The following is an 11,878-nucleotide window of genomic DNA, read 5'->3' as shown; positions in this document are numbered from 1 at the left end:
CGGGGTGCCAGGCCGGGCGCGTGCCGCGCGACGAGCCCCAGCGCGACCCACTCGCGCCGGTGCTCGTCGCGACCCCACGAGGCGTACCGCTTGGTGACGAGCGGCCCCGCGAACGAGACGTGGTGCGTCACGCCGTCGGCGCGAGGGCGGGCTCGGCGGCCCGGCGCCGGTCGGGGGCGACCGCCGCGAACCGGAGCGCGAACAGCGTGTACAGCGTGAGCAGGCCAGGCAGGATGCCCACGGCGTCGATGAGGTCACCGCCGGGGTCGAGCCCGAGGCCCGTCACGGACAGGGGGTACCACACCAGCGCGTACTCGCGGGGCAGGACCGTCGCGTCGCGGGCGGCGAGCACGTTCACGATCGTGCTGAGCTCGAGCGCCACGAGGCCGCCGATGACCGCCGTCACCGCGGCGGCGCGCGCGCCGAACCGGACCCGTACGCGCTGGACCACCGCGCCGACCAGGAGGAGCGCGGCGCACCAGGCGGCGGTCGCGAGGCCGACGGTGGACAGCGTGTACGCCATGGAGTCGCCGGGCAGCACGACGGCCGGGCCGATCGCCGTGATCACGAGGACGGTGGCCATGGCCGTCGGCGCCGTGACGGCCGGGGCCGCGATCGTGCCCGCGCGACCGAGCCGTCGCGCCCACCACCACGCGAGCAGGGCGACGGGGATGACGGTGGCCGCGGTGACCCCGAAGACGACGCGCGCGCTGGCGGTGGGCACCACCATGCCGGTGAGGATGACGCCCATGGTCATGGCGGCCACCATCGCGACCTCCAGCCCCAGTGGGACGGCGAGCAGCGACAGGGTGGCGCGCGCGGCCCCGCGCACCCGGGGCCGGGTCACCCCGCCGGCCCGCTCGGTGAGCCCGGTGCCGGCGGCGTCGAGAAGGTCGCGGCCCGGTCGCCGGGAGCGGACGAGCAGGTCGGCGATCTCGTCGCCGTAGCGTTCGCGCATGGCGGCGGGGTAGAGCGCCACGACGGCGCGGATCAGCCGGGCGTGCATCAGGCCACCGCCAGCCGGCGCAGGCCGGTGCTGGCCACGGCGCGCATGCGCTCCAGCTCGGCGGTGAGCGCGGCCCGGCCCGCGTCGGTGAGCTGGTACGGCTTGCGGCGGTCGGTCTCGGGCAGGGACTCGATGAGCCCGTGCTCCTCCAGGCGTCGGATTGCGCCGTAGAGGGTGCCGGGGCCGGGTCGCTCGCCGGCGAGATTCTCGATGTCGTCCTGCATGGCGTAGCCGTGCCGCGGTCCGCCCGCAAGACTGATCATGATGAGTACGGCCGGCTCAGAGAAACGTCCCAGCTCGGAAAGCCCACTCACGTCGCCTCCTCTATTACGTTGAACGTAGTATCGCACGGCGTAGCAACGCGAGCCACCCTCCTGTCCTATTTATGCATTGGTGGCAACGACAATGCCGATACGCTCAATTTATGCCGATGGGCGGCGCGCTGAGCTCTTTCGTGGCGGCGGTCCTGGCCGTGGGACGGCAGCCGGGCGGAGCTGTTCATCGTCGGCGTGACCGCGCCGACGATCACCGTCGGCGGCCCGTCCGGTGCGGTGACCGGCGCCGTCATCAACCGGGGGCCCAGCGTCGCCACCGACGTCGGCGTCACGTACCGGGTACCCACGGGTCTGGTCTTCCAGAACGCGAGTATCGCCGGAGGCAGCTGCGGGTACGCCGCGCCGACCGTGGTCTGCGCGCTGTCCAGCCTGGCCGTCGACGCGAGCGCCGCGGTCGCCGTCTACGTCTCCGCGCCGCCGGGCGCCACCACCGGGGTGAGGTCGGGCGGCTTCGGCGACGTGACCGCCCGCGAGGTCAACCCGGTCGGCGGCAACCTGCTGCTCACGGAGTTCACGCCCGACTGGGTGGGCAACGACGACACCGCCGCCGTGTCGGCCGTGTGGCCGCCCTCGGACCCCTACACCGCGGGCCAGCCGCCGTGCCTGGACTTCACCAACGCGTACGGCCAGCCGTCCGCGTGCGCCGACCGGACCGCGACGACCCAGGTGGTGTCGAGCGTGCCGGACGTCGCGTGCGTGGGCTCGGCCACCGTCCAGTGTGTCCGGGCGTGGACCCTGACCGGCACCTACTACGCGCCCGCCACCGGCAACGTCGCCGTCTGCCTCGGCCAGGCCGACGATGGGGCCTACCTCGACTGGTCGCCGGCCTACGACCCGTCGGCCGCGGCCGGGCCGACCGGCGCGTACGTCAACCGGGCCGAGGTCACCTCCGCTCCGACCGGCTGGACCAGCGCGACGTGGGCGGTCGCGGCCGGCCGGGCGTACCGGTTCAGTCTCCGGATGGCCAACCGGGACGACGCCGTCGGTCGCGGCGCCGGGCGCGCGGCGTTTCGCGGCCTCGGCCTGACGACCGTCGGTGGCGGCGCGGCGACCTGCGACTATGCCAACCTGCACCCGGAACGCCCGGCCAATGTCACGGTGAACGCGGCCGGCACCGCACCGACCGTGACGATCACCGCGGCCACCAGCGAGGGGGACGCCACCTTCAGCTACACGGTCAAGGGCGGCCCGGCGCCGACCACGGCGACCATCACCACGGTCGGCGGGACCGGCTCGGTGCTGCTGGCGAAGACGCCCGTGGGTACGACGCTGAGCGCGAACAGCATCACGCAGGACCCGGTCGCGGGCTGGGTGATGACGACCTCGGCGTGCACGAACCGGACCACCGGCAAGACGCTCACCTACCCGTACGACCTGGTGGCCAACGACGACATCGTCTGCGGGTTCGCCAGCCGCCCGCCCCCGGTGACCTCGCCGTGCGTGACCAATCCCGTCCGCAACCCGGGCTTCACCGACGGCCTGGTCGCCCCGTGGTCGGCGGGCTCCGGGTGGGTCGTGACCGGCGGCCGGGCCAACGTCACCCGCGACAACGCGGTGCTGGCCACGGACTGGCTCGCCCAGACCGTCTACGGCGTCGCCCCGTCCAGCGCGCTCCTCATGGACCTCCGGCCGGCCGATGGCGGCGGTGGCAGCGGCGGCAACCAGGCCACCTTCGAGATCGTGTACGCCGGCACCGTGTACGCGACGCTGCTCACCAGCCAGGCGGCCGACAAGTTCGGCGGCACCGCGACGCTGAGCGCGACCAACGGGGCGACCGTCACCCCCGCGACCATCCCGATGGGCGTGGCCCGGCCGGTGACGGTCATCCTGCCAGCGAACGTGCCCCGGTCGGGGGAGCTGCGCCTGCGGATGGGCGTCACCGGCACCGGCGACGCGCACGTGCCCCCGACCGGCGACGACATCTGGCTGGACGAGGTCAGCGTCCAGTCGACGGCGATCTGCCTGCGCAAACGGTCGGTGGACGGGACCGGCACGTTCCCCTTCACCGGCACCAACATCGACACCGACTCGGGTACGCCCACCGACGACCGGACCTTCTCCGTCACCACGACGGGATCGGGCGCCACGACGTTCGACCCGACGTTCGGCACACCCGGCGGCGAGCTGCTCGTGCCCGAGCCCGGCACCGACGTGACGCTGACCGAGACCGGGGCGGCCTGGGGTCCCAGCGCCGTGGCGTGTGTCGACGCGGCGACCGGGTCGGCCGCGACCGGTGTCGGCCTGAGCGGAGCCACGGTGACCATCGCGGGCGCGGCGATCGGCCCACGGACCGTGCTCGTCTGCCTCGTCACGGACAGCCGCAGGTCGCTGCGCCTGGCCATCGGGGCGGACACGGCGCGCGCCCTGCCGGGGACCGCCGTCACGTTCACGGTGACCGCCACGGACACGAGCGACGCGGCCTACGCCGGGACGGAGGCCACCTTCGCCATCCCGTTGGGCCCGGTCCTCGACGACGCCGCGTACCGCGACGCGTCGACAGACACGGGCGCGGTCACCTTCGATCCCGGGACCGCGACCCTGACCTGGACCGGGCCGCTCGCCGCCCACGCCACGGCGAACATCCGGTTCTCGGTGACCGTCCGCCCGGCCGGCGCGGGCGACGGGATCATGACGAGCGCCGTCACGTCCACCGCGGCCGCGAACAACTGCCCCGCGACCGGGACACGCGGCGTCGACTGCGTCGTCGCGGTCCCGGTCGCCGCACCCACGCTGAACCTGACGCTGGACCCGCCGGCCGTGGACCTGCCCGGAGCGCCGGGGGCGACCGTGACCCGGGCCGACGCGGTCACCGCGACCGTGACCACTGACAACCTCACGGGGTACTCCCTGAATGTCCACGCGACGGCCGACGAGCTGACGCCGGCGGCGGGGGACAACCCCGACCGGATCGCGGTGGCGAGCCTGACGGTGCGCGGGCCCGGCCAGCCGGACTTCCAGCCGCTCGACCGGCTCACCACCGCGCTGCTGCACGCGCAGGACACGCCGTCGACGCCCGGCGGCGACGCGCTGGGCATCGACTACCGGATCCTGGTGCCGTCCGTGCGCCCCGACCGGTACACCGTGACGCTGGAGTACCTGGCGATGACGGCCTAGCCCAGCGCCAGGCCGGGCTCGTCATCGGGGAGCGCGGGCCGCGCGGCGGGCACGGCGTACTCCTCGGTCAGGGTTGTCATGGGTCCCGGCCAGGTCGCCTGGGCGACCTCGAGGGGACGGTGCTCGGCGTCGAACGCGATGTGCAGCAGGTGCAGCACGGGGGTGTCGGGTCGGATGCGCAGCAGCTCAGCCTCCTGCCGGGTGGGCAACCGGGCGGACAGCGAGTCGGCGGCGCGCGCGTACGAGCGCCCGAGGACGTCCTCGACCTCCTGGTAGAGCGGTCGCCCGAACGGTTCGGGGCGCTCCAGCGTCGTGCCGGCGGCGTCGGCGGTGCGGAACCAGGAGGCGCCCACCTCGGCCGGTTGCTCCTCGGGCGCGACGACGAGGTGGCGGCGCACGATCAGCTCGGTGCCGTCGGCGACCCCGAACGCGTCGGCGACCTCGGCCGGGGCGCCCTCGCGGCCGACCGAGAGCAGCCGCTGGCGGTACCGGGCGGCGAGGTCGGCGTGGTAGCCGCGCTGGGCGCCGTAGCGGCCGCGGGCCAGGCGGTTGAACCGGCGCCGGGTGCCGCGCACGAAAGTTCCCGAGCCGGGCTTGGTGATCAGCAGGCCCTCGACGCGGAGCTGGTCGATGGTGCGCTGCACCGTCTGCTTCGCGACGCCGTAGGAGGCGGCGAGCGTCGGGATGGCGGGCAACCGCTCGCCGGGGCCCCACTCGCCGTGGCGGATGCGTTGGCGCAGGTGGGCGGCGATCTGGCGGTGGGGGTGCTCGGCGGTGCCGGGATTGGTCACGGAGGCTCCCTCCTAAGGCCTAGCCTCCTAGGATGCCATAGGGGAGGTGCGCGCGGCGACATTCCCACGCCGCGGACGTCAGAAAACCTGATGGACCAGCGGTGCGCCCGACCGCTCTAATGTCGAAGCATGGAGGTCACCCAGTCCGCGAAGCTCGCCAACGTCTGCTACGACATCCGAGGCCCTGTCATGCAGGAGGCCAAGCGGATGGAGGCCGAGGGGCACCGCATTCTCAAGCTCAACATCGGTAACCCGGCCCCGTTCGGCTTCGAGGCGCCGGAGGAGATCCTCCAGGACGTGATCCTCAACCTGCCGGCCGCCCACGGGTACGGGGACTCCAAGGGACTGCTGTCGGCCCGCCGCGCGGTCGTGCAGTACTACCAGGACCGGGGCCTGGGCGGCGTCGACATCGAGGACGTCTACCTCGGCAACGGCGTCTCCGAGCTGATCACGCTGTCGCTGCAGGCGCTGCTGGACAACGGCGACGAGGTGCTCATCCCGGCGCCGGACTACCCGCTGTGGACGGCGTCGACGAGCCTGGCCGGCGGCCGGGCGGTGCACTACCTGTGCGACGAGGGCGCCGACTGGAACCCCGACGTCCGCGACGTCGAGTCGAAGATCACCGACCGCACCAAGGCGATCGTGATCATCAATCCGAACAACCCGACCGGCGCGGTGTACTCCCGCGAGGTCCTCAACGAACTGGTGGAGATCGCCCGCCGGCACGGTCTGGTGATCTTCTCCGACGAGATCTACGACAAGATCCTGTACGACGACGCGACGCACACCTGCACCGCGACGCTCGCCCCCGACCTGGTCTGCCTGACCTTCAACGGCCTGTCCAAGGCGTACCGGGTGGCCGGCTTCCGCACCGGCTGGATGGTCGTCACCGGCCCCAAGAAGCACGCGGCCAGCTACATCGAGGGCCTGGACATCCTGGCCAACATGCGGCTGTGCCCGAACGTGCCCACCCAGTACGCGGTGCAGACGGCGCTCGGCGGCTACCAGAGCATCAACGACCTGGTCCTGCCCGGCGGCCGGCTGGTCGAGCAGCGCGACACCGCCTGGCGGCTGCTCAACGACGTGCCGGGGATCAGCTGCGTCAAGCCCAAGGGCGCCCTGTACGCGTTCCCGCGCCTGGACCCGAAGGTCTACCCGATCGTCGACGACATGCGCTTCGCGCTCGACCTGGTGCGCCAGGAGAAGCTGCTCATCGTGCAGGGGACCGGCTTCAACTGGCCGCGCCCGGACCACTTCCGGGTGGTGACCCTGCCGCGGGTGGCCGACCTGACCGACGCGGTCGGCCGGCTCGCCCGCTTCCTCTCCACCTACCGCCAGTAGCTGGGCGTCAGATGCCCGCGGTCGGCCCGCCCGGGCCGCCGCGGCGGCGCAGGTACTTCTCGAACTCCTGGGCGATCTCGTCGCCGGACAGCGGCCGCAGGCCCTCCTCGCCGGCGCGCTCCTCCAGTTCGCGCAGGTACTCCGCCAGTTCGGCGTCCTGCTCGGCGGCGGTGCGGACCCGCTGCTCCCATTCGGCGGCCCGCTCGGCCAGGTCGTCCATGGGGACGGGCAGGTCGAGCACCTCCTCGACCCGGTGCAGCAGGGCGAGCGTGGCCTTCGGGCAGGGCGGGTTGTTGGCGTAGTGCGGCACGTGCACCCAGAACGACAGCGCGTCGACCTCGGCGTGCCGGCACGCCTCCTGCAGGATGCCGACGATGCCGGTCGGGCCCTCGTACCGGCTGGGGGTCAGGTTGAACCGGGCGACGTCGGCGGCCTCGGTGGCGCTGCCGCTGATCGGCAGGGGCCGGGTGTACGGGACGTCGGCGAGCAGCGCGCCGAGCAGCACCACGCGGTTGATCTCCAGGCTGTGGCAGATCTCCAGGACCTGCTCGCCGAACGTGCGCCACCGGGTGCTGGGCTCGATGCCCCGGATGAGCACCACGTCGTGGTCGGACCCGGGCGGGCTGGCCACCGAGAACCGCGTGGTGGGCCACTCGATGACCCGGGTGTCGTCGTCGATGGAGCGCACCGTCGGCCGGTTGACCTGGAAGTCGTAGAACTCCTCGGGGTCCAGCGCGGTGATCCGGCGCGCCTGCCAGACGTCCTCCAGGTGCTCCACGGCCCCGGTGGACGCGTCGGCGGCGTCGTTCCACCCCTCGAAAGCGGCTACGGCAACCGGCGACCGCAACACCGGCAGCCCGTCGAAGTCGCTCATGCCGGCACCTCCGCTGCGCTCCGGCACCGGCATGAGTCAGAACTGAGCAGATGAATCGCTCGCTGACGCTCGCTCATGCCGTCACCTCGTGTCCGGTCCTCTCCCTCATGTCCGCAAGCCTACGTGTCCGGGCGATCACCCGCGCACGGCGCGCGGTGCGATCTTGCGGGGTGTGATCATGGCCGCCGACGCCGCTGGGCGCACGTGCCCGCCCGCTAGCCTTGGAGCGTGTCCGATACCTTTCTGCGCGCTCTCGCCGACCGGGTCCTCGTCGCCGACGGGGCGATGGGGACGATGCTGCAGGCGGCGGACCCGACGCTGGACGACTACCAGGGCCACGAGGGGTGCACCGAGATCCTCAGCGTCACCCGGCCCGACGTCGTGCGGGGCATCCACGACGCCTATCTGGCGGCCGGCGCGGACTGCGTGGAGACGAACACGTTCGGCGCGAACCTCGCCGCCCTCGGCGAGTACGGCATCTCCGAGCGCATCTACGAGCTGTCCGAGGTCGGCGCGGCGCTCGCGCGGGCCTCGGCCGACGCCTTCAGTACCCCTGACCAGCCCCGGTTCGTGCTGGGCTCGATGGGCCCCGGCACCAAACTGCCGACGCTCGGCCATGTGTCGTTCACCACACTGCGCGACGCGTACGAGCTGAACGCCGCCGGCCTCATCGCGGGCGGGTCGGACGCGCTCATCATCGAGACCTGTCAGGACCTGCTGCAGACCAAGGCGGCCGTGATCGGCGCCAGGCGGGCCATCGCCGCGGCCGGCCGCGAGGTCGCCCTGATCTGCCACGTGACGGTCGAGACGACGGGCACGATGCTGCTCGGCTCGGAGATCGGCGCGGCCCTGACGGCGCTGGAGCCGCTGGGCATCGACCTGATCGGCATGAACTGCGCGACCGGCCCGGCCGAGATGAGCGAGCACCTGCGCTACCTGTCGCAGCACGCCCGGATCCCGCTGTCGGTCATGCCGAACGCGGGCCTGCCCGAGCTGACCCCCGACGGCGCCCGCTACCCGCTGTCGGCCGGCGACCTGGGAACGGCCCTGCACCGGTTCGTCACCGACTACGGCGCGCGCCTGGTGGGCGGCTGCTGCGGCACGACGCCCGACCACATCCGCGAGGTCGTCGCCGCCGTGCGCGGCCTGAGCGCGGCCGCGCCGGCGCCGGTCGTCGAGCCGGGCGCCTCGTCGCTGTACCACCACGTGCCGTTCGCGCAGGACGCGAGCGTGCTGATGGTGGGGGAGCGGACCAACGCCAACGGGTCCAAGGCGTTCCGGGAGGCGACGCTGGCCGGCGACTTCCAGGCGTGCATCGAGATCGCCCGCGAGCAGGCCCGCGACGGTTCGCACCTGCTGGACCTGTGCGTGGACTACGTGGGCCGCGACGGCGCCGCCGACATGCGGGAGCTGGCCGGCCGGTTCGCCACCGCGTCCACGCTGCCGATCATGCTGGACTCGACCGAGCCGGCGGTCCTGGAGGCCGGTCTGGAGATGCTCGGCGGCCGCTGCCTGATCAACTCGGTGAACTTCGAGGACGGCGACGGCCCCGACTCCCGCTACGAGCGCGTGATGCCCCTGGTCAAGGAGCACGGTGCCGGTGTCGTCGCGCTGACCATCGACGAGGAGGGTCAGGCCCGCACCGCCGAGTGGAAGGTGCGCGTCGCCTCCCGGCTCATCGACGACCTGACCGGCCGCTGGGGCCTGCACCGCCACGACATCCTGGTGGACTGCCTGACGTTCCCGATCGGCACCGGTCAGGAGGAGACCCGCCGCGACGGCATCGAGACGATCGAGGCGATCCGGGAGATCTCCCGGAGGTACCCCGGGGTGAACTTCACCCTCGGCATCTCGAACGTGTCCTTCGGCCTCAACCCCGCCGCCCGCCAGGTGCTCAACTCGGTGTTCCTGCACGAGTGCGTGCAGGCGGGCCTGACCTCGGCGATCGTGCACGCGTCGAAGATCCTGCCGATGGCGAAGATCCCCGACGAGCAGCGCGAGGTGGCGCTGGACCTGGTCTACGACCGCCGCAGGGAGGGCTACGACCCGCTGCAGCGGTTCCTGGAACTGTTCGAGGGCGTCGACGTCGCCTCGGCCCGGGCCAGCCGCGCGGAGGAACTGGCCGCGTTGCCCCTGGACGAGCGCCTTCAGCGCCGGATCATCGACGGCGAGCGCACGGGCCTGGAGGCCGACCTCGACGCGGCCCTGGCCACGCGCCCCGCCCTGGCGATCATCAACGACACGCTGCTGGCCGGCATGAAGACGGTCGGCGAGCTGTTCGGCTCGGGCCAGATGCAGCTGCCGTTCGTGCTCCAGTCGGCCGAGGTGATGAAGGCGTCGGTCGCCTACCTGGAGCCGCACATGGAGAAGGCCGACGACGACGGTGGCAAGGGCCGCATCGTGCTCGCGACGGTCAAGGGCGACGTGCACGACATCGGCAAGAACCTCGTCGACATCATCCTGTCCAACAACGGCTACGAGGTCGTCAACATCGGCATCAAGCAGTCGATCTCGGCGATCCTGGAGGCCGCCGAGGAGCACGCCGCTGACGCGATCGGCATGTCGGGCCTGCTGGTGAAGTCCACGGTCGTGATGAAGGAGAACCTCGAGGAGATGAACCAGCGGGGCGTGGCGCGGCGGTGGCCCGTCCTGCTCGGCGGCGCGGCGCTGACCCGCGCGTTCGTCGAGGACGACCTGCGCGCCCTCTACTCCGGCGAGGTGCACTACGCCCGCGACGCGTTCGAGGGACTGTCCCTCATGGACCGGGTGATGGCCGTCAAGCGCGGCGACGCCCCGGCGGTCGACGCGGAGCGCGAGCAGAAGCTGGCCGAGCGGCGGGCCCGCCGCGAGCGCCACCGCGCGATGGTGACGTCGGAGCTGCCCGACCTCGCCGACGACTCGGTGCGCTCCGACGTGGCGCTCGACGTGGCGCGCCCGCGCGCCCCGTTCCTGGGCACGCGCGTCATCAAAGGCATCAACCTCACCGAGTACGCCTCGATGCTCGACGAGCGGGCCACCTTCCTGGGGCAGTGGGGTCTCAAGCCCGCCCGGGGCGGCGCCGGGCCCACCTACGAGGAGCTGGTGGAGACCGAGGGCCGCCCCCGGCTGCGCTACTGGCTGGACCGGCTCGTCGCCGACCAGGTCCTCGAGGCCGCCGTCGTGTACGGGTACTTCCCGTGCTACGCGGAGGGCAACACGCTGGTCGTCCTCGACGAGAACGGTCACGCGGAGCGGGCGCGCTTCACGTTCCCGCGCCAGCGCAGCGAGCGGCGCCTGTGCCTGGCCGACTTCTTCGCCCCGCGGTCGGACTCACTGGACGTCGTCGGCCTCCAGCTCGTCACGGTCGGGCACCCGATCAGCGAGTACACCTCGAAGCTGTTCGCGGCCAACGCCTACCGCGACTACCTGGAGGTGCACGGCCTGTCCGTGCAGCTGACCGAGGCGCTCGCGGAGTTCTGGCACAAGCGGATGCGCGCCGAGCTGGTCCTGCCGGACGGCTCGACGCTCGCCGACGCCGACCCGACCGACCTCGCGGGCATCCTCAACACGGACTACCGGGGCTGCCGGTACGCGTTCGGCTACCCGGCGTGCCCCGACCTGGAGGACCGCGCGAAGGTTGTCGACCTGCTCGGCGCCGGGCGCATCGGCGTGGCGCTGTCCGAGGAGTTCCAGCTGGTCCCGGAGCAGGCCACGGACGCCATCGTGGTCCACCACCCCGAGGCCAGCTACTTCAACGCGAAGTAACCCGTGGGACGCGCTGGAAAACGGCTCGCCACGGGCGCGGCGACGTGACAGCGTCACGGTCATGCAGCGCCAGATCCGGGCGGACTTCGACGCGACAACGATCGTCGTCTACCAGGCCTACCCGTCCGCGATCGCGGACGCGGCGCTCGCGGCCGGCCGGTTCGTGCCGCCGTTCTCGTTGACGCGGATGACGTGGATCAAGCCATCGCTGCGGTGGTTGGGCCACCGCAGCAACTGGGCACGCAAGCCCGGCCAGGATCGGATCCTGGCGGTCCGCATGACCCGGGACGGCTGGACGCGCGCGCTGTCCGAGGCGGTGCTCACCGCGCCGGAGCCGGCCGTGCACGGCAGTGCCGCCGCGTGGCACGAGGCCTTCAGCCGGGCGCGGGTGCACGTCCAGTGGGACCCGGAGCGGACGCTTCGCGGGGCGGCGTTGAACCATTACAGCATCCAGGTCGGCGTGGGCCGGTCGCTGATCCGCGAGTACGTCGGCGACTGGGTGGTGAGCCTGACCGATCTGACGCCGACGGTAAGGAAGATCGCGGCCATGGTCCGGGCGGGCCAGTCCGCCAAGGCGGAGCGGCTCCTTCCGCCCGAGCGTCCCTACCCGTTGGACCCGGCCGTCGCCAGGAAGATCTTCGCCGATGGCTGAGTTTCCGGCGCGTCGCCGCTC

At 72.6% G+C, this 11,878-nt stretch carries 8 protein-coding genes; 4 read left to right on the top strand and 4 right to left on the bottom strand.

Annotated features, from left to right (window positions below; translation table 11 throughout):
* Positions 1-127: 127 nt before the first annotated feature.
* Both ABD211_RS20035 and ABD211_RS20030 read right to left on the bottom strand, forming a co-directional pair.
* Positions 128-1,006, bottom strand: a complete 879-nt coding sequence (locus ABD211_RS20035; protein WP_344133980.1) for a hypothetical protein — start codon at positions 1,004-1,006, stop codon at positions 128-130.
* Positions 1,006-1,320: a PadR family transcriptional regulator gene (locus tag ABD211_RS20030; RefSeq protein ID WP_344133977.1), complete on the bottom strand. Its 315-nt coding sequence runs from the start codon at positions 1,318-1,320 to the stop codon at positions 1,006-1,008. The genes ABD211_RS20035 and ABD211_RS20030 overlap by 1 nt, the downstream gene beginning before the upstream one ends.
* A gap of 195 nt (positions 1,321-1,515) precedes the next feature.
* Between ABD211_RS20030 and ABD211_RS20025 the strand changes: the two genes are divergently transcribed.
* A complete protein-coding gene (locus ABD211_RS20025) occupies positions 1,516-4,455 on the top strand; it encodes a prealbumin-like fold domain-containing protein (protein WP_344133974.1) in 2,940 nt (979 codons plus the stop codon).
* Here the strand turns inward: ABD211_RS20025 and ABD211_RS20020 are convergent.
* Positions 4,452-5,246 (bottom strand): GntR family transcriptional regulator, encoded by a 795-nt coding sequence (locus tag ABD211_RS20020; protein ID WP_344133972.1) that lies wholly within the window; start codon positions 5,244-5,246, stop codon positions 4,452-4,454. The genes ABD211_RS20025 and ABD211_RS20020 overlap by 4 nt on opposite strands.
* 129 nt (positions 5,247-5,375) lie before the next feature.
* Here ABD211_RS20020 and ABD211_RS20015 point away from each other — a divergent pair, with 129 nt between their 5' ends.
* Positions 5,376-6,587, top strand: coding sequence for a pyridoxal phosphate-dependent aminotransferase (locus tag ABD211_RS20015; protein WP_344133970.1), 1,212 nt, complete (start codon positions 5,376-5,378; stop codon positions 6,585-6,587).
* A gap of 7 nt (positions 6,588-6,594) precedes the next feature.
* On the opposite strand, the gene ABD211_RS20010 is transcribed toward ABD211_RS20015, so the two are convergent.
* On the bottom strand, positions 6,595-7,461 hold the full coding sequence (locus ABD211_RS20010) for a PAC2 family protein (RefSeq protein ID WP_344133967.1): 867 nt from the start codon (positions 7,459-7,461) through the stop codon (positions 6,595-6,597).
* 228 nt (positions 7,462-7,689) lie between these two features.
* Here ABD211_RS20010 and metH point away from each other — a divergent pair, with 228 nt between their 5' ends.
* Both metH and ABD211_RS20000 read left to right on the top strand, forming a co-directional pair.
* Positions 7,690-11,205: a methionine synthase gene (metH, locus tag ABD211_RS20005; protein ID WP_344133964.1), complete on the top strand. Its 3,516-nt coding sequence runs from the start codon at positions 7,690-7,692 to the stop codon at positions 11,203-11,205.
* 61 nt (positions 11,206-11,266) lie between these two features.
* Positions 11,267-11,857 (top strand): DUF4291 domain-containing protein, encoded by a 591-nt coding sequence (locus tag ABD211_RS20000; protein WP_344133961.1) that lies wholly within the window; start codon positions 11,267-11,269, stop codon positions 11,855-11,857.
* Positions 11,858-11,878 lie beyond the last annotated feature (21 nt).

Source organism: Luedemannella flava (assembly GCF_039528515.1).
Taxonomy (GTDB): domain Bacteria; phylum Actinomycetota; class Actinomycetes; order Mycobacteriales; family Micromonosporaceae; genus Luedemannella; species Luedemannella flava.
This window is presented reverse-complemented; position numbering and strand designations above follow the sequence as displayed.